This window comes from Bradyrhizobium sp. 22, from assembly GCF_000482425.1.
Classification (GTDB): domain Bacteria; phylum Pseudomonadota; class Alphaproteobacteria; order Rhizobiales; family Xanthobacteraceae; genus Bradyrhizobium; species Bradyrhizobium japonicum_B.
Map to the genome: position 1 here is coordinate 2,045,148 of NZ_KI519399.1, position 18,032 is coordinate 2,063,179.

Below are 18,032 nucleotides of genomic sequence, written 5' to 3' on the forward strand. Positions count from 1 at the left end.
GAACGGGGAGAGGGAGCACACCGAAGTTGCCACGGCACGAGACGCCCCTTATCAAAGTGGAAGTGAGCGAACAGGGCCGGCTGGACGGGTTGGCTGCATCTTTCGGGCGTTGCATGCGGTTTACCTCCCTGGTCATCGAGCTCATTCGCGCCCGGCCGCGGCTGATCGTATGGATCGCCGTGCTGCTGCAGGCTTTGATGTGGCTGGTCGTGGCGCTGGTGTTCTACCGCAGCCCGCCCGGCACGCTGGCGACGCTGCTGGCTTTCGGACGCGAATACCAGGTCGGCACCGACCTTGGTCCGCCCTTGGCGGTCTGGCTCGCCGACATCGCCTATCGCGCCGCCGGCGGCCACATGTTCGGCGTCTATGTGCTGGCCCAGCTCTGCGAGATCGCGACCTTCATCGCGCTGTATCACCTGTCCCGCGCCGTGGTCGGTTCGCAGCACGCGGTGCTCGCCGTGCTCTTGACCATGACCGTGCTCGCCTTCTCCTCCTCGGCGCTCGATTTCGGCCCCCTCGTGCTGGCCCGGCCGCTGTGGGCGCTGCTGCTGCTGCACTCCTGGCAGATCATCGGCCAGCGCCGCGGCAATGCCTGGTTCGCCTGGTCGATCGAGGCCGGCCTGTTGCTGCTGACGACGCCCGCGGCGATCTTCCTGCTGCTGCTGCTCGCCGTGTTCGCGGTCTCGACCGCCGGCGGCCGCCGCACGCTGCGTGCGCTCGATCCGCTGTTCGCGCTGATCGTCGTCGCGGTGCTGGCGCTGCCCTATGCGGCCTGGCTGATGCGGGCGGAGACGCTTGCGATGCCGGCCCTGCCGCAAGTTGCGGAGCTGAGTGCCCGCGCCCTGCATGCGGCCTGGCTGCTGGCCGGCCTCGTGCTCGGAGCCGCCGCGATCCCGGCGCTGACCTTCCTCAATACCGGCCTGTTTGCCGGCAAGGGCGAGGAGCCGCCGATCATCTACCGGCCGCCGGTCGCGCCGCTGGCGCGCAACTTCGTCTATTTCTTCGCACTCGCCCCGGTGCTGGGCGGGGTGCTGGTCTCCGGCCTGCTGGGGCTCGAATCCGTCGTCGGCGGCGCCGGCGTCGTGCTGGTGATGTCCGGGCTTGCCGTGGTGGTCGCGGCGGGCGATCTCATTGCGATGCGCCGCGCGCGGATGCTGCGCATGGTGTGGGCCGCCGCCGTCGTGGCCCCGGCCATCGGCGTCGTCTTGGGCGTCCTGCTGTTGCCCTGGACCGGCACGAGCGAGATCGCGACCTCGATGCCGGGGCGTGCGATCTCGGACTTCTTCGACGACAGCTTCGCCCGCCGCACCAACCACCGCCTGCGCGCCGTTGCGGGCGAGACGCAACTTGCGAGCCTGATCACGCTGCATTCAGGTCGTCCGCATCTTTTCATCGACGCCGACCCTGCGCGCACGCCGTGGATGAATCACGTCAAATTCAGCGAGACCGGCGGCGTCGTGGTCTGGCGCGCCTCCGACACCGCCGGCACGCCGCCGCCGGACATCCTCAAGCGCTTTCCGGGCATCGTGCCGGAAGTGCCGCGTGCCTTCGAATGGCTGGTGACCGGCCGCCAGCAGCTCTTGCGCATCGGCTGGGCCATCGTGCGGCCGAAGGGGACGTAGGGTCTGGCTCTCTCCGTTGTCATTGCGAGGAGCCCTTGCGACGAAGCAATCCAGGATCTCTCCGCGGAAAGACTCTGGATTGCTTCGCTGCGCTCGCAATGACGTGGAGAGAGCGGTCGGCTCCTCACGTTCCCGCCAGCACCTTGGCGATCGCACGCAGATCCTGCCACGCCAGCCGCTTGTAGGACGGCGAGCGGAGCAGATAGGCGGGATGGAACGTCGGCAGCGCCCGGATGGTGCGCGCGCCCGTCTCGTAGTCGAACCAGCGCCCGCGGGTGCGCATGATGCCCTCGCGCGTTCCCAGCAGTGTCTGGGTCGAGGGGTTGCCGAGCGTCACCAGCACATCCGGATTCACCAGCTCGATCTGGCGCTGGATGAAGGGCAGGCAGATCTGCGTCTCCTGCGGCGTCGGCGTGCGGTTGCCGGGCGGCCGCCACGGAATCACGTTGGCGATGTAGGCGGTGCTGCGGTTGAGGCCGATGGCGCCGATCATCAGATCGAGCAGCTTGCCGCTGCGCCCGACGAAGGGCAGGCCCTCGATGTCCTCGTCGCGGCCCGGCGCCTCGCCGACGAACATGATGCGTGCCTGCGGATTGCCGTCGGCGAACACCAGCCGCGTCGCGGTGTGCTTCAGCGCGCAGCCTTCGAAATTTTGCATCAGCTCGCGCAGCGCCTCCAGCGTCGGCGCGGTGCGTGCGGCCTCGCGCGCGGAGGCGATGGCGATGTCGGGAGCCGGCGCGGCCTCGCCGCGCATCACCGCCGGCGCGGCGAGCGGCCGCGGCACCTCGATCGCAGGTGCGATGCGCGGGGCCGCGGGGGGAGCATCCAATTCCGCCAGGCGGTCGATCGGTTCCTCGGCGAGCGCGCAGTCGACACCGGCCTCCAGATAGAAGGCAAGAAGCTCTCGGACGGTGGGTGCGGGTTCGGGGATCATGGAAAGTCAGACTTTTATATCAGTTTGGGGCGCCTTGCATCCCAGCGAAATGCATTTCCGCTGTTGTCCTGCCCGGAAAAATCGGAAACAAGGGGGCGCAAACGACCGAGGACCGTCTCGAGGGCTGAGATCAGATGAGCACCGAAGAACTTCCCCCGCGCGAATCCATGGAATTCGACGTCGTCATCGTCGGCGCTGGCCCCTCGGGCCTGGCGGCCGCGATCCGGTTGAAGCAGCTCAACGCCGACCTCAACGTCGTCGTGGTGGAGAAGGGCTCCGAGGTCGGCGCGCATATTCTCTCCGGTGCGGTGATCGATCCGGCCGGGCTCGACAAGCTGCTCCCGGACTGGCGCGAGGATTCCGACTGCCCGCTCAAGACTCAGGTGAAGGACGACCGCTTCTACTGGATGACGGGCGCCGGCGCGATCAGGCTGCCGAACTTCGTGATGCCGCCGCTGATGAACAACCATCACTGCTATATCGGCTCGCTGGGCAATGTCTGCCGCTGGCTGGCGCGCAGGGCCGAGGCGCTCGGCGTCGAGATCTATCCGGGCTTTGCCGCGGCCGAGGTGCTCTACGACGAGGCGGGCAACGTCAAGGGTATCGCCACCGGAGACATGGGCATCGGTCGCGACGGCAAGCCGAAGGACTCCTTCACCCGCGGCATGGAATTGCTCGGCAAGTACACCCTGTTCGCCGAAGGCGCCCGCGGTAGCCTGACTAAGCAGCTCATCAACAAGTTCGCGCTGGACGCCAACAGCGAGCCGCCGAAATTCGGCATCGGCCTCAAGGAAGTCTGGCAGATCGACCCCGCCAAGCATCAGAAGGGCCTGATCCAGCATTCCTTCGGCTGGCCGCTCGACATGAAGACCGGCGGCGGCTCGTTCCTCTATCATTACGACGAGAATCTCGTGGCCGTCGGCTTCGTCGTCCACCTCAACTACGACGATCCCTATCTCTCGCCGTTCGACGAGTTTCAGCGCTTCAAGACCCATCCCTCGATCCGTGGCACTTTCGAAGGCGCCAAGCGGCTCGCTTACGGCGCGCGCGCGATCACCGAGGGCGGTTATCAGTCGGTGCCGAAGCTCAGCTTCCCAGGCGGCGCGCTGATCGGCTGCGCGGCCGGTTTCGTCAACGTGCCGCGCATCAAGGGCGTGCACAATGCCATGGGCACAGGCATGCTCGCGGCCGAGCATGTCGCAGCCGCGCTTGCCGCCGATCGGGCCAATGACGAACTCGTCGAATACGAGAACGCCTGGCGGTCCTCCTCGGTCGGCAAGGACCTCTTCCTGGTCCGCAACGTCAAGCCGCTGTGGTCGAAGTTCGGCACGGTGATCGGTGTCGCGCTCGGCGGTTTCGACATGTGGTGCAACACGCTGTTCGGAGCTTCGCTGTTCGGCACCCAGTCACACGTCAAGCATGACCGCGCCACGCTCGATCCGGCCAAGCAGCACGCGCCCAGGAACTACCCGAAGCCGGACGGCAAGATCTCCTTCGACAAGCTGTCCTCGGTGTTCCTGTCCAACACCAACCATGAGGAGGACCAGCCGGTCCATCTCAAGGTGACCGACATGAACCTGCAGAAGACCTCCGAGCACGACGTCTTCGCCGGTCCCTCGAATCGCTATTGCCCCGCCGGCGTCTATGAGTGGATCGAGGAGGGATCGGGGCCGCGTTTCCAGATCAACGCCCAGAACTGCGTCCACTGCAAAACCTGCGACGTGAAGGATCCCAACGGCAACATCACCTGGGTTCCCCCGGAGGGCGGCGGCGGCCCCAATTACGAGGCGATGTAAGGTAAGTCATGCCGGGGTTCTGCCGCACGTTCGCGTGAGGAGCTGGCTGCGGCCACCCGCCGCGGCCACGATAAGGCCATAGTGGCGGCGTCTTGGGGCGCTGTTGGCGGATTTACTTGCCGATTTGGCCCGCGTGGCGGGGATCGTCGGGTCCGAATCCTTGCGGCGAAGCGCCAAAAGCGGCATTGTCGGCCCAACAATTCCGGGTCCGGATGCCTCCGGCAGCGTCCGCATGCGATATGGCCATTGCTGCAAACCCAGGCACTACCAACTCAAGGCGAGCCCTGATGTTTTCAAATCGTTTCAACCGCTGGACTGTTGCCGCCATCGCCCTCGTGGGCACAGCGATCGCGGTCGTCCCCGGCAGGGTGCTGGCGCAGACGCCGGATCATCCCTCCGACACGGCGGCGCAGTTTCCGACCCGAAACGACCTGAAGTCGCTGACCGGGGCCGGCAGCTATCTCGCCGCCCGTCACGCCAGCGTCGAGCGCGACGCGGCCTCCGCCGCCGCATTCTACCGCTCGGCCCTGCGCACCGATCCCAAGAACAACGAGCTGCTCGACCGCGCCTTCATCTCGTCGGTCGCCGACGGTGACATCGACGAAGCGGTCAAGCTCGCCGAGCGCATCCTCACCATCGACAAGACCAACCGCGTCGCGCGTCTCGTCGTCGGCGTCCACGATCTCAAGGTGAAGAAGTACGCGGCCGCGCAGACCAACATCAGCCAGTCGATCCGCGGTCCGATCACCGACCTCGTCGCCACGCTGCTGTCGGGGTGGGCCGCCTATGGCGCCGGCGATGCCAAGGGCGGCGTCGCCACCATCGACAAGCTGGCAGGTCCCGAATGGTATCCGCTGTTCAAGGACCTGCACGCCGGCATGATCCTCGAACTCTCCGGCAAGGAGAAGGACGCCGGCACCCGCTTCGAGCGCGCCTACAAGCTCGACGATTCCATGCTGCGCGTGACCGAGGCCTATGCGCGCTGGCTGTCGCGCAACAACAAGGACTCGGCTGCCGCGACCAATGTCTATCAGGCCTTCGACAAGAAGCTCGCGCGCCATCCGCTGATCCAGGAAGGCCTGCGCGAGACCAGGGCCGGCAAGAAGATGCCGCCGCTGGTCGATTCCGCACAGGCCGGCGCCGCCGAAGCGCTTTACGGCATCGGCGCCACGCTGACCCGCCGCGGCGGCGAGGATCTGGCGCTGGTCTATCTCCAGCTTTCGCTCTATCTCCAGCCAACGCACCCGCTGGCGCTGCTCTCGCTCGCCGATCTCTATGAATCGGTGAAGCGGCCGAAGATGGCGATCAAGGTCTATGAGCGCGTGCCCGCGACCTCGCCGCTCAAGCGCAATGCGCAGATCCAGCTTGCCATCGATCTCGATTCCGCCGACCGCACCGAGGAGGCGATCAAGATCCTCAAGAGCGTCACCGCGGAGGATCCCAAGGATCTCGAAGCCATCATGGCGCTCGGCAACATCGAGCGCGGCCGCAAGCGGTTCAGCGATTGCGGCGCGACCTATTCGCGAGGCATCGACGCCCTGACGCCCGGCAACGACAAGGCCAACAGCGTCTGGTACTATTATCGCGGCATCTGCGAGGAGCGCTCCAAGCAGTGGGCCAAGGCCGAAGCCGACATGAAGAAGGCGCTCGAGCTGCAGCCCGACCAGCCGCACGTCCTCAACTATCTCGGCTATTCCTGGATCGACCAGGGCATCAACCTCGACGAAGGCATGAAGATGATCAAGCGTGCCGTCGAGCAGCGCCCCGACGACGGCTATATCGTCGATTCCCTCGGCTGGGCCTATTACCGCATCGGCAATTACGAGGAGGCGGTGAAGAATCTCGAGCGCGCGATCGACCTCAAGCCCGAGGATCCCACCATCAACGATCACCTTGGCGATGCCTATTGGCGGGTCGGGCGCACGCTCGAAGCCAAATTCCAGTGGTCGCACGCCCGCGACCTCAAGCCCGAGCCGGAAGAGCTTCCGAAGATCGAGGCCAAGATCGCCAATGGTCTCGCCGACGACAATTCGAACTCTTCGGCCGCGCAAGCGGACAAGAAGAAGGACGACGGCAGGGGCGGCTGAGGTTTTGTTGGGGGCGTGTCGCCGATGCCGGCGTTGATCGAACAAGGACGGGCGAAGGTCAACTTGAGCCTTCGCGTGGTGGGCCGTCGTGCCGATGGCTATCATGATCTCGAAAGCGTGGTCGCGTTCGCCGACTGCGCCGACCGGCTCACGCTGGAGCCGGGCGGCGAGCTGAAGCTCACCACCACCGGGCCGCTGGCCGCGGCCTGCGGCGATACCGCCGACAATCTCGTGCTCAAGGCCGCCAGGCTGCTCGCCGAAGCGGTGCCGGGCCTGAAGCTCGGCGCGTTTGCGCTCGACAAGGTGCTGCCGGTGGCCGCCGGCATCGGCGGCGGCTCGGCCGACGCCGCGGCCGCGCTACGACTGCTCGCGCGTCTCAACGATCTCTCGCTCGATGATCCCAGGCTGCAGAAGGTCGCGCTCGCGACCGGCGCCGACGTGCCGGTGTGCCTCGTCTCGCGCGCCTGCGACATGACCGGCGTCGGCGAGCAACTGCTGCCGCTGAGCCTGCCGAGCATGCCCTGCGTGATGGTCAATCCGCGCGTGCCCGTCGCCACCAAGGACGTGTTTCAGGAGCTCGGCCTGCGCAACGGTGAATTGCTGGTCGGCGTCACCGACGTCATCCGCGCTCCGGCCTGGCCGGACGAGGGCGGATCGACTGCCGATTGGGTCGCAGTGCTCGAACGCGTTCCCAACGATCTCGAAGCGCCTGCGCTGCGCATCCAGCCGGTGATCGGCGAGGTGCTGGAGGCCTTGCGCGGCACCGCCGGCGTCCAGCTCGCCCGCATGTCCGGCTCGGGCGCGACGTGCTTTGCGATCTATGGCGCGGCAAACGAAGCGCATGCCGCCGCCGAAAGGGTTCGTCGCGATCACCCCGGCTGGTGGGTGCATGCGGGGACGTTGAGCTAGCCGTCGCCCTCATCCAATCCCAGAAACCGCCTGATCTCGCCCAGCACCTCCTGCGGCTTGTCGTGCTGCAGCCAATGGCCCGCGCCGGCGATGGTCTCGACACGCGCCTCCCGGAAATAGCGCTCCAGGCCTGCGGCCCTGGCGCCGGCGAGAAAGCTCTCGCCAGCGTTGAGCAGCAAGGTCGGGCAGGCGATGCGCGACCACAGCGCGAGATGATCGTCCGGCCAGAGTCGGTGCGGCGCCGATACGCGCTGATACGGATCGAACTTCCAGCTGTAGCTGCCGTCCTCATTCTGCCGCGCGCCGTGGGTGGCGAGATGCAGCGCGAGGTCGCGGGCGAGGCGCTTGTTGTGAAGCATCATCTGCGCCGCTGCGTCTTCGAGGGTCGTATAGCGGCGCGGCGTGCGGTCGTGCAGGCTGTCGAGCTGGCCGACCCATTTGCCGATGCGCTCATGCGCCGGCGGCTTCGGCGCGTCCGGCAGCATGGTCACGCCGTCGAGCACGACCAGCTTTGCGACCTGTTCGGGGAACGATCCTGAAAAGATCAGGCTCACCATGCCGCCCATCGAATGGCCGATTAGGGTGACCCGAGGCGCGGCGATGACGCGGACGAGCTGGGTGAGATCGTAGACATATTCGGTCAGGGCGTAGCTGCCGCCTCGGGTCCAGTCGGAATCGCCGTGGCCGCGCAGGTCAGGTGCGATCACGTGGAAATGCCGTTGCAACGACCGGGCAATGACGTCCCAGCTCCGGCAATGATCGCGGCCGCCATGCACCAGGATGAGGGCCGGCGCGCTCTCATTGCCCCAATCGGCGTAATGCAGCCGCAGACCGTGCGATTCATAGAAGCGGCTCTGCGGGATGCTAACCATTTGCCGGCCGCCGCGCCAATGCAAGCGACAGGCCGAGACCCGCGATGAAGACGCCGGAGCCCTGGGTGAGACGCCGCATCAGACGCGGTCGCCCGATCAGCTGCGTCCGGGTCGCGGAGGCCATCAGCACCACGACGATGTCGGCCAGCGTGTTCAACGCCACCGAGATCGCACCTAGCATGATGAATTGCAGCGTGGGGCTCGATCCCGCGGGATCGAGGAATTGCGGAATGAAGGCGAGGAAGAACGCGGCGGTCTTCGGATTCAGCGCCTCGACCAGCACGCCGTCGCGGAAAGCGCGATCGTCGCCGGCAGCTTCGCTCTCGAGCGACAATGCGCGGCTGGCGCTCCGAAACGTCTTGATGCCGAGCCAGACCAGATAGAGCGCGCCGACGAATTTGACGGCGGCGAACAACTCGGCGCTGGCGAGGATGATTGCGGAGATGCCGAGGCTGCCTGCCACCACATGAACCAGCCCGCCCAGCGCGGTGCCCGCGGTCGATGCAAAGCCGCTGGCGCGCCCATCGGACAAGGTCCGTGCCGCGACGTAGAAGATGCCGGGTCCGGGAACAGCAGCGATGAGACAGGCTGCGGCCAGGAATAGCCAGATGTTGGTTTCACTCATCCTGTTTTCGTAGCGCAGCGGACCGCGATTGCAAGTCTTCAGGTTCGAAGAGCCTTCGTTTAATCCATGCGGCGGAAGATCACGCTGGCATTCACCCCGCCGAAGCCAAAGCCGTTGGAGATGGCATGCTGCATCGGCATCGGCCGCGCGGTGCCGGCGACGATGTCGATGCCATCGGCGCCCGCATCGGGGTCTTCGAGATTGAGCGTCGGCGGCGCGATCTGGTCGCGCAAGGCGAGCACGGTGAAGATCGCTTCCAGGCCGCCGGCGGCGCCGAGCAGATGGCCGGTGGCCGATTTGGTCGCGCTGACGGCAATGCCGCGGTTGCGGCCGAACAGTGCGGCGATCGCGCCGAGCTCGCTCTCGTCGCCGGCGGGCGTCGAGGTGGCGTGCGCATTCAGGTGCTGCAGGTCCGTGGGCGCAAGCTTTGCCTGCCGCAGCGCGATCTCCATGGCGCGGCGGGCACCCTCGCCATCGGGCGGACCGGATGTCATGTGGTAGGCGTCCGCCGTCGTGCCATAGCCGACGATCTCCGCGATGGGCCTCGCGCCGCGCGCAAGCGCATGCTCGAGCGCCTCGATCACCAGGATGCCGGCGCCTTCGCCCATCACGAAACCGTCGCGCTTGCGGTCGAATGGGCGCGAGGCGCGTGCGGGTTCCTCGTTGAAGCCGCTCGACAGCGCGCGGGCCGCTGCAAAGCCGCCGAGGCTGACGATGTCGATGCAGGCCTCTGCGCCGCCGCAGATCGCGACATCCGCCTCGTCCAATTGGATCATGCGCGCGGCATCGCCGATCGCCTGCACGCCGGCGGCGCAGGCGGTGACCGGTGTGCCCAGCGGGCCCTTATAGCCGTATTTGATCGAGACGTGGCCGGCGGCGAGGTTGGCCAGAAATGAGGGAATCGTGAACGGCGACAGCCGACGCACGCCGCGCTGCTCGGTGATGCGCACCGCCTCCGCCATCGCCGGGAAGCCGCCGACGCCGGAGCCGATGATCGTCGCAGTCCGCTCCAGCGCGCCTGCGTCCTGCGGCGTCCATTTCGCCTGCGCGACGGCTTGTGCCGTGGCGAGCAGCGCGAACAGGATGAAGCGGTCCATCTTGCGCTGGTCTTTTGGCGCGGCCGCCTGCGCCGGATCGAAGCCGCCATCGGCGTCATCGGCCTTGTCGGGCACGAGACCGGCGACGCGCGCCGGCAGCGCCTGCGCCCATTCGGGCAGAGGGCGCAGCCCGCTTTGGCCGGCGAGCAGCCGACGCCAGGACAGCTCGACGCTGCAAGCCAGCGGTGACACCGCGCCCATTCCCGTCACGACGATACGACGCATGTCAGTCTCCAGCCGGCGCGACGGCCGGGTTCATGGCCTTGAGCGAAGCGAGCCGTGTGCGCATCCCGCGGCTGGCGCGGGGCCCTGCGATCACGACCGCATTGGCGAGCGTGATCGGCTGCATGTCCGCGGCGTCGACCACGACCGGATCGAGCGGGCGGCGGTCGTTACGGTTCGCCAGCATGATAGATTCGCCTTTGGGCGCGAGGTGCCGGTTGCCCCAGGCCAGCAGCGCCACGATCACGGGAAAGAAGTCGCGCGCCTTGTCCGTCAGCACATATTCGTAACGCGGCGGCCGCTCATGATAGCGGCGGCGGACGAACATGCCCGATGCGGTGAGATGAGCGAGGCGCCGCGACAGGATGTTCGGCGCGATGCCGAGGCTCTGCGCGAACTCGTCGAATTTCGTCACACCCTGAAACGCATCCCGCAAGATCAGGATGCTCCACCACTCGCCGACCGTCTCGACGGCACGGCCGACCGGACATTCCAGGATGGAGGGGGATTTGGGTTGCATGGCGGGCAAGGTAGGGCAGTAACTTGCAAAATGCAAGCGACTGAACGCGGGGAGCCATGTGGAGCGAGTGAGGCTGGGTTCTGCTGGTGAGATGAAGCGCGCTCTCGTGCCCCGGACGCAGCGCAGCGCCTCTTAGCGGTGCGCTGCAGAGCCGGGGCCCATATTGATCATGATTGCGGATGTCGCATGGGTCCCGGCTCTGCGCAGCAGCGTTTCACGCTGCAGCGCGTCCGGGACACGAGAGCGAGCGGTGCCGTCGCGGCGTACTCCGTCATTGCGAGCGCAGCGAAGCAATCCAGCTTTTCTCCGCGGCGGGATTCTGGATTGCTTCGCTGCGCTCGCAATGACGGGTGCAGGGAGCGCGCAAAGCGTGAGCGTCAGTCGCCTAGTGCGACCGCGCCAGGCAGAACGCCACCACCTGCTCCAACGCGCTCTTCATCGGCGAGGACGGGAATAGCGCCAGCGCGTCGACGGCCATGGCGCCGTAGTGCTGGGCGCGGCTCAGCGTGTCTTCCAGCGCGCGATGCTTGTTCATCAATCCGATGGCGTGATCGAGATCGCTGTCGCCGATCTCGCCGCGCTCCAGCGCCCGGATCCAGAAGGCGCGCTCGGTGTCGTTGCCGCGGCGGAAGGCGAGCACGACGGGCAGGGTGATCTTGCCCTCGCGGAAATCGTCGCCGGTGTTCTTGCCGAGCTTGGCGCTCTTGCCGCCATAGTCGAGCACGTCGTCGACGAGCTGGAAGGCGATGCCGAGATTCATGCCGACCGAGCGGCAGGCGGTCTGCTCGGCTTTCGGACGGTTGGCGATGACGGGGCCGACCTCGCAGGCGGCGGCGAACAGCTCGGCGGTCTTGCCGCGGATCACGGCGAGATATTCGTCCTCGGTGGTCGCGGTGTTCTTGGCGGCGGCAAGCTGCATCACCTCGCCCTCGGCGATGGTGGCGGCCGCCGCCGAGAGAATGTCGAGCGCGCGGAGCGAGCCGACCTCGACCATCATGCGGAAGGCCTGGCCGAGCAGGAAGTCGCCGACGAGGACGCTGGCCTCATTGCCCCAGAGCATGCGCGCCGACAGCTTGCCGCGGCGCATCTCGCTCTCGTCCACGACGTCGTCGTGCAGCAGCGTGGCGGTATGCATGAACTCGACGGAGGCCGCGAGCTTGATGTGGCCGTCGCCGGTGTAGCCGGCGAGGTTGGCCATGGCGAGCGTCAGCATCGGCCGCAGCCGCTTGCCCCCGGAGGAGATCAGATGGTTGGCGACCTCCGGGATCATGGTCACGTCGGAGCCGGTCCGCGACAGGATCGTGGCGTTGACGCGCTCCATGTCAGGGGCGACAAGGGCAACGAGCTGTTCGATCGACGCGCCGGGAGTTTCGAAAGGTACGATGACGGCCACGCCGGTCTCCAATATTTGCCCCGGAAGGGCTATTCTGACGGAAAGACAATAGAAACTGGCGGCGGATGCGGCAAGTGCTGCGGAACCATTGACATTTGCCGCTGCCCCGTTTTCAGGCAGGAGACCTGGGATTTGCGTGAACTGGTTCGGACCAACGACATGGTGCTGGTGTCGGCGATCGGCGCGCTGCTCGATGGCGCCAATATCCATCATCTGGTGCTCGACCAGAACATGAGCATCATCGAGGGCTCGCTCGGAATCCTGCCACGGCGCATCCTCGTCCATGAGGACGATGTCCAGGAGGCGAGGGAACTCCTCACCCAGGCCGGCCTCAGCCACGAACTGCGCGGCGATGAGTGAGGCTGCAGATATTACCGAGGACGCCTTTCTCGGCGGCCGGTTACGCCTGAGGCAAAAGCGGTCCGGCCATCGTGCCGGGCATGACGCCATCCTGCTCGCGGCGGCAACCGAGGCGCGCAGCGGAGACCGCGTGGTCGATCTGGGAGCCGGCGTCGGTACGGCCGGGCTGGCGCTCGCCAGCCGCGTCCCCGGTCTCGCCCTCAGCCTGGTCGAGATCGATCCGGAGCTGGCAGGGCTCGCGCGCGGCAACGCGGCGGCCAATGCGATCACCGCCGAGACGATCGTGCTCGACGTCACTTCCGGCGCCGACGCCTTTGCCGCGAATGGGCTGCCGCCCGACAGCGTCGACGTGGTGCTGATGAATCCGCCGTTCAACGATCCGGCCCGGCATCGCGGCTCGCCCGATCGGGCGCGTCACATCGCGCATGTGGCGACGGAGGAGACTCTGCATGCGTGGGTGCATGCAGCGCGGCGCATCCTGCGATCGAATGGTGTGCTGACATTGATCTGGCGTGCGGACGGCATCGCCGATGTCCTGGCGGCATTGTCGCGCGGCTTCGGCAGCCTCGCGATCCTGCCGGTTCACGGCGAAGCGGGGCGGCCTGCGATCCGCGTGCTGGTGCGTGCGGTCAAAGGCGGCCGGGCCCCGACGCGATTGCTGCCGGGCCTCATGCTCAACGACGAGACGCGCGCATCAAACAGCGAGATGACGGAGATTTTGGAGGGGAGAGCGGCCTTGCCGCTGGTGGAACCTTGACGGCTTATCGCGGAAGCGATTCCGATCGCTGCTCGTGCGGCGAGGTCAGGCGGATCGCCATGAACAGCGCGCCGATCAGCAGCATCAGAAGATAGATTTTCATGGTGTTCTCCGCCGCCTCATTGCAGCCTTCCAAGGGAAAATCTGCAAAACACGTTCCAGGCACTTCCAATGACAGTCGCGTGATAAAAAATGGTTAATCAGAGGTAACGGCATGGCCGAACAATTGAACGATCGTGAGAGTTCCGGCCTGGCCGACAAGCTCATGCAATTTCTGCCGGCGCGCTTCCGCCCCGGCACCGCGGTGGTGCCGGTGGTGCGGCTCTCCGGTGTAATCGGCGCGGTGACGCCGCTGCGTCCCGGTCTGACGCTTGCAGGAGTCGCGAGAGTGCTGGAGCGCGCGTTCTCGTATCGTCACGCCAAGGCGGTGGCGCTGGTGATCAATTCGCCCGGCGGCTCGCCGGTGCAGTCGCGCCAGATCTATCTGCGCATCAAGCACCTCGCAGCGGAGAAGAAGCTGCCGGTGCTGGTCTTCGTCGAGGACGTCGCGGCCTCCGGCGGCTATATGATCGCCTGCGCCGGCGACGAGATCATCTGCGATCCCTCATCGATCCTCGGCTCGATCGGCGTGGTCGGCGGCAGCTTCGGCTTCCAGGAGGCGATCAAGCGGCTCGGCATCGAGCGGCGGCTCTACACGTCGGGCGAGCACAAGGCGATGCTCGACCCGTTCCTGCCCGAAAACCCGGAAGACGTCGCCAAGCTGAAGGCGATCCAGCGCGAGATCCACCAGATCTTCATTTCGCTGGTGAAGGAAAGCCGGGGTGCGCGGCTCAAGGGCTCGGACGATACGCTGTTCACGGGCGAATACTGGGCCGGCGACAGTTCGGTCGCGCTGGGGCTTGCCGACTGCATCGGCGATCTGCGCTCAACTCTTCGTGCCCGCTATGGCGACAAGGTTCTCACCCCCGTGATCGCGCAGCCGACCGGGCTGCTGTCCGGCCTTCTGGGGCGGAAATCACCCGGCGCAGGGCAGCTTTCGGCACTGGAATCGATCGCCGGGCTGCCGGACGAGCTGATCTCGGCGGTCGAGACGCGGGCGATCTGGGCGAAATTCGGGTTCTAGCCAGCGCCGTCCCGCGCCATTTCGCCCCTCGCCATGCCAATTGCGGCGCGGCCCGGACTGCGCGAGAATGCGCGTGGGGGCTGAGCACTAGACAAGGATCGACCGATGCCGCCGTTCGTCGCTTTTGCGGGCGTGCTGGGTGGGCTTGCCGTGGTCCGCTGGGCCTACAAGACCGCCGTCAAGATCAACCAGGAGCTGGAGGAGATGCGCCTGTCGCGCGTCGCCGAGACCGCCCGCATGGGGGATATCCAGAAGCTGAAGCGTGACCCCGTGACTGGGGCGTACAGGCCGGGTTAGGCCGCGCCACACGCGTGATGCCCGGGCTTGTCCCGGGCATCCACATTCTTCGTGCCGCGATCAAGGTCGTGGATGGCCGGGACAAGCCCGGCCATGACGGAGTATAGGGCCGCTTTCCAGCCCCCTTCGCCTTGATTCCCACCCCCGCCGTCGATACGGTCCCGCGCGATTCAAAACCCCCGCGAGAGCCTGATCTGACGATGGACGCCTCCTTGCCCGCCCATATGCGCCCGGAACGCTCGTTCCAGGGCTTTATCCTCGCGCTCCAGCGGTTCTGGGCCGAGCAGGGCTGCGTGATCCTGCAGCCCTACGACATGGAGATGGGCGCGGGCACCTTCCATCCGGCGACCACGCTGCGCGCGCTCGGGCCGAAGCCCTGGAACGCGGCCTATGTGCAGCCCTCGCGCCGGCCCAAGGACGGCCGCTACGGCGAGAATCCGAACCGGATGCAGCATTACTACCAGTTCCAGGTGATCATGAAGCCGTCGCCGCCGAACCTTCAGGAGCTCTACCTGAAGTCGCTGGCCGCGATCGGCATCGATTCCGCCGTGCACGACATCCGTTTCGTCGAGGACGATTGGGAGAGCCCGACGCTGGGCGCCTGGGGCCTTGGCTGGGAGTGCTGGTGCGACGGTATGGAGGTGAGCCAGTTCACCTATTTCCAGCAGGTCGCCGGCTTCGAATGCGCGCCGGTCGCGGGCGAGCTCACCTACGGGCTCGAGCGCCTTGCGATGTATGTGCAGGGCGTCGACCGCGTCTATGACCTCAACTTCAATGGCCGCGATGGCGATCAGAAGGTCACTTATGGCGATGTCTTCCTGCAGGCCGAGCAGGAATATTCGCGGCACAATTTCGAACATGCCGACACCGCGATGCTGTTCGAGCAGTTCAAGATGGCTGAAGCGGCCTGCCGGAAATATCTCGACGCCGGCTGGCGCGACGGCGGCGACAAGAAGCAGCATCTGATGGCGCTGCCAGCCTACGACCAGTGCATCAAGGCGAGCCACGTCTTTAACCTGCTCGACGCGCGCGGCGTGATCTCGGTGACCGAGCGGCAGAGCTACATTCTTCGCGTGCGCGAGCTGGCGAAAGCCTGCGGCGAGGCCTGGATCCATACTGAAGCGGGCGGAGCGGCCTGATGCCCGATCTTTTGCTTGAACTGTTCTCCGAAGAGATTCCCGCGCGCATGCAGGCGAAGGCGGCGGACGATCTGCGCCGCCTCGTCACCGACAAGCTCGTCGCCGAAGGCCTGGTCTACGAGGGCGCGAAAGCCTTCGCGACGCCGCGCCGCCTTGCGCTTACCGTGCACGGCATCCCCGCGCGCCAGCCTGACCTCAAGACCGAGCGACGCGGCCCGAAAGTCGGCGCGCCCGACGCGGCCGTGCAGGGCTTTCTCAAGGCGACGGGATTGAAGTCGCTGGACGAGGCAAAAATCCAGCGCGATCCCAAGGGCGACTTCTACATCGGCTTGATCGAGAAGCCCGGCCGCGACGCCATCGACGTGCTCGCCGAGATCCTGCCCGTGATCATCCGCACCTTCCCCTGGCCGAAATCGATGCGCTGGGGCGCGCGCTCGGGCAAGCCGGGTTCGCTGAACTGGGTGCGTCCGCTGCACGCGATCACCGCGACGTTCGGGCTCGAGACCGAAGAGCCCGACGTTGTGAAGTTCTCGGTCGACGGCGTCGAGGCCGGCCAGACCACTTACGGCCATCGCTTCCTTGCGCCCGCGGCTATTTCCGTGCGCCGCTTCGAGGACTACGAAGCAAAATTGCTCGACGCCAAGGTCGTGCTCGACCCCGAGCGCCGCAAGGATGCGATCCTCACCGACGCCAAGCAGCTTGCATTCGCGCAAGGCTTCGAGCTGGTCGAGGACCAGAACCTGCTCGACGAAGTCGCAGGCCTCGTCGAATGGCCGGTCGTGCTGATGGGCTCGTTCGAGCCGGAGTTTCTGGCGACGCCGGGCGAAGTAATCCGCGCCACCATCCGCAACAACCAGAAGTGTTTCGTGGTGCGTGATCCCAAGACGGGCAAGCTCGCCAACAAGTTCATCCTGGTCGCCAATATCGAGGCGAGCGATGGCGGCAAGACGATCATCGCCGGCAACGAGCGCGTCATTCGCGCCCGGCTTTCGGATGCGAAGTTCTTCTACGAGACAGACCTGAAGACCAAGCTCGAGGACCGGCTGCCGAAGTTCGAGCAGATCGTGTTCCACGAGAAGCTCGGCAGAGAGAGCCGGCACGTTGAAAGGCTTGTGAGCCTTGCAGTGAAAATTGCACCATTTGTCGGTGCGGATGTTGAGAAAACACGTCGAGCCGCACAGTTGGCTAAGGCCGATCGGCTGAGCGAAGTAGTCGGCGAGTTTCCCGAACTTCAAGGCTTAATGGGCAAATATTATGCCTTAGCGCAAGGTGAGGATCCGGAGGTCGCTACTGCTTGCGAAGATCACTACAAGCCGCAGGGCCCGAGTGATCGTGTGCCGACGGACCCTGTTAGCATCGCCGTAGCTCTGGCCGATAAAATCGACACGCTAATGGGCTTCTGGGTCATTAACGAAAGGCCTACTGGGAGCAAAGATCCTTACGCCTTGCGCCGCGCTGCTCTTGGCGCCATTCGGGTCATTCTTGAGAATGAGCTTCGAATTCCGCTTATGAAGGTTTTTATTCCCGCACACATCGAAATTCGGGATGAACTGAAGCATCAAAAATTGGATCGACTGGCGGATGAACTTCAGAGACTCCCTGAGGATGTCATGTCTGCTCGTCGGGCAAATCGCATCCTATTGAAGTTTGAGAAGGAAGCGTTCCCCGACGAACTCTCTGATGAGGAGGTTGATGCCGCTTATGATGAAATATTCGACCTTCGGCTTTTCATCGACGATCGCCTAGAAGCTCAACTTCGCAGTCAGGGAGCGCGCTACGATCTCGCGCGGGCTGTGTTCGAGCTAGGAACAGAGGACGATCTCCTGATGATCGTCCGCCGGGTCGAGGCGCTCGGCAAATTCCTCGACACTGACGATGGCAAGAACCTGCTCGCCGGCACCAAGCGCGCCAGCAACATCCTGTCGATCGAGGAAAAGAAGGACAAGCGCAGCTTCGACGGTGCGCCCGACGCCGCACTCTACAGCCTTGCCGAGGAGAAGGCGTTGGCCAAGGCGATCGACGAGGTGAAGGCGGAAGCCGGCGCCGCGGTCGCCAAGGAGGACTTTGCTGCCGCCATGAGCGCGATGGCGAAGCTGCGTCCGCCGGTCGATGCGTTCTTCGACAAGGTTCGCGTCAACGACGAGGATGAGAAGGTGCGCGAGAACCGCCTGAAGCTCCTGAACGAGATCCGCAGCGCCACGCGCGCGGTGGCGGATTTCTCCAAGATCCAGGATTGAGGCGCGGGTATTGCGGCCTCGTGCCCCGGCTCTGCGTCGCAA

Annotated in this window: 16 protein-coding genes; 10 read left to right on the forward strand and 6 right to left on the reverse strand. The window is 65.7% G+C overall.

Annotated features, from left to right (window positions below; genetic code table 11):
• The first annotated feature begins 113 nt into the window (after positions 1-113).
• On the forward strand, positions 114-1,622 hold the full coding sequence (locus tag K410_RS0110985) for a glycosyltransferase family 39 protein (RefSeq protein WP_028134894.1): 1,509 nt from the start codon (positions 114-116) through the stop codon (positions 1,620-1,622).
• A 124-nt stretch (positions 1,623-1,746) separates the two neighbouring features.
• Here K410_RS0110985 and K410_RS0110990 read toward each other — a convergent pair whose 3' ends face one another.
• Positions 1,747-2,556 (reverse strand): uracil-DNA glycosylase, encoded by an 810-nt coding sequence (locus K410_RS0110990; protein WP_028134895.1) that lies wholly within the window; start codon positions 2,554-2,556, stop codon positions 1,747-1,749.
• Positions 2,557-2,690: 134 nt separating this feature from the next.
• Between K410_RS0110990 and K410_RS0110995 the strand changes: the two genes are divergently transcribed.
• The 3 genes from K410_RS0110995 to K410_RS0111005 all read left to right on the forward strand — a co-directional run bounded on the left by K410_RS0110995 (position 2,691) and on the right by K410_RS0111005 (position 7,348).
• Complete coding sequence (locus K410_RS0110995; RefSeq protein ID WP_028134896.1) at positions 2,691-4,352, forward strand: electron transfer flavoprotein-ubiquinone oxidoreductase; 1,662 nt, start codon at positions 2,691-2,693, stop codon at positions 4,350-4,352.
• A 287-nt stretch (positions 4,353-4,639) separates the two neighbouring features.
• On the forward strand, positions 4,640-6,439 hold the full coding sequence (locus K410_RS0111000; protein WP_028134897.1) for a tetratricopeptide repeat protein: 1,800 nt from the start codon (positions 4,640-4,642) through the stop codon (positions 6,437-6,439).
• A gap of 24 nt (positions 6,440-6,463) precedes the next feature.
• Positions 6,464-7,348: a 4-(cytidine 5'-diphospho)-2-C-methyl-D-erythritol kinase gene (locus K410_RS0111005; protein ID WP_028134898.1), complete on the forward strand. Its 885-nt coding sequence runs from the start codon at positions 6,464-6,466 to the stop codon at positions 7,346-7,348.
• Here the strand turns inward: K410_RS0111005 and K410_RS0111010 are convergent.
• The 5 genes from K410_RS0111010 to K410_RS0111030 form a co-directional block, all read right to left on the reverse strand.
• Positions 7,345-8,220, reverse strand: coding sequence for an alpha/beta fold hydrolase (locus tag K410_RS0111010; RefSeq protein WP_028134899.1), 876 nt, complete (start codon positions 8,218-8,220; stop codon positions 7,345-7,347). The genes K410_RS0111005 and K410_RS0111010 overlap by 4 nt on opposite strands.
• The gene (locus tag K410_RS0111015; RefSeq protein WP_028134900.1) at positions 8,213-8,845 is read right to left on the reverse strand and encodes a LysE family translocator; all 633 of its coding nucleotides are present in this window, start codon (positions 8,843-8,845) and stop codon (positions 8,213-8,215) included. The genes K410_RS0111010 and K410_RS0111015 overlap by 8 nt, the downstream gene beginning before the upstream one ends.
• Positions 8,846-8,904: 59 nt before the next feature.
• The gene (gene fabF, locus K410_RS0111020; RefSeq protein ID WP_028134901.1) at positions 8,905-10,167 is read right to left on the reverse strand and encodes a beta-ketoacyl-ACP synthase II; all 1,263 of its coding nucleotides are present in this window, start codon (positions 10,165-10,167) and stop codon (positions 8,905-8,907) included.
• A 1-nt stretch (position 10,168) separates the two neighbouring features.
• Positions 10,169-10,684 (reverse strand): winged helix-turn-helix transcriptional regulator, encoded by a 516-nt coding sequence (locus K410_RS0111025; RefSeq protein ID WP_028134902.1) that lies wholly within the window; start codon positions 10,682-10,684, stop codon positions 10,169-10,171.
• 385 nt (positions 10,685-11,069) lie between these two features.
• A complete protein-coding gene (locus K410_RS0111030; RefSeq protein WP_028134903.1) occupies positions 11,070-12,077 on the reverse strand; it encodes a polyprenyl synthetase family protein in 1,008 nt (335 codons plus the stop codon).
• A 132-nt stretch (positions 12,078-12,209) separates the two neighbouring features.
• On the opposite strand from K410_RS0111030, the gene K410_RS0111035 reads away from it, so the two are divergent.
• The 6 genes from K410_RS0111035 (at position 12,210) to glyS (ending at position 17,990) form a co-directional block, all read left to right on the forward strand.
• Complete coding sequence (locus tag K410_RS0111035) at positions 12,210-12,437, forward strand: putative signal transducing protein (RefSeq protein WP_028134904.1); 228 nt, start codon at positions 12,210-12,212, stop codon at positions 12,435-12,437.
• Complete coding sequence (locus tag K410_RS0111040; RefSeq protein ID WP_028134905.1) at positions 12,430-13,194, forward strand: tRNA1(Val) (adenine(37)-N6)-methyltransferase; 765 nt, start codon at positions 12,430-12,432, stop codon at positions 13,192-13,194. Before K410_RS0111035 ends, K410_RS0111040 begins: the two co-directional genes overlap by 8 nt.
• Positions 13,195-13,408: 214 nt before the next feature.
• Positions 13,409-14,317 carry a S49 family peptidase gene (locus K410_RS0111050; protein WP_028134906.1) on the forward strand — a complete coding sequence of 303 codons (909 nt, stop codon included), beginning with the start codon at positions 13,409-13,411 and terminating at the stop codon, positions 14,315-14,317.
• 105 nt (positions 14,318-14,422) lie between these two features.
• Positions 14,423-14,614, forward strand: a complete 192-nt coding sequence (locus tag K410_RS0111055) for a hypothetical protein (RefSeq protein ID WP_028134907.1) — start codon at positions 14,423-14,425, stop codon at positions 14,612-14,614.
• Between the two features lie 200 nt (positions 14,615-14,814).
• Positions 14,815-15,753 carry a glycine--tRNA ligase subunit alpha gene (locus tag K410_RS0111060; RefSeq protein ID WP_028134908.1) on the forward strand — a complete coding sequence of 313 codons (939 nt, stop codon included), beginning with the start codon at positions 14,815-14,817 and terminating at the stop codon, positions 15,751-15,753.
• Positions 15,753-17,990: a glycine--tRNA ligase subunit beta gene (glyS, locus tag K410_RS0111065; protein WP_028134909.1), complete on the forward strand. Its 2,238-nt coding sequence runs from the start codon at positions 15,753-15,755 to the stop codon at positions 17,988-17,990. The genes K410_RS0111060 and glyS overlap by 1 nt, the downstream gene beginning before the upstream one ends.
• Positions 17,991-18,032 lie beyond the last annotated feature (42 nt).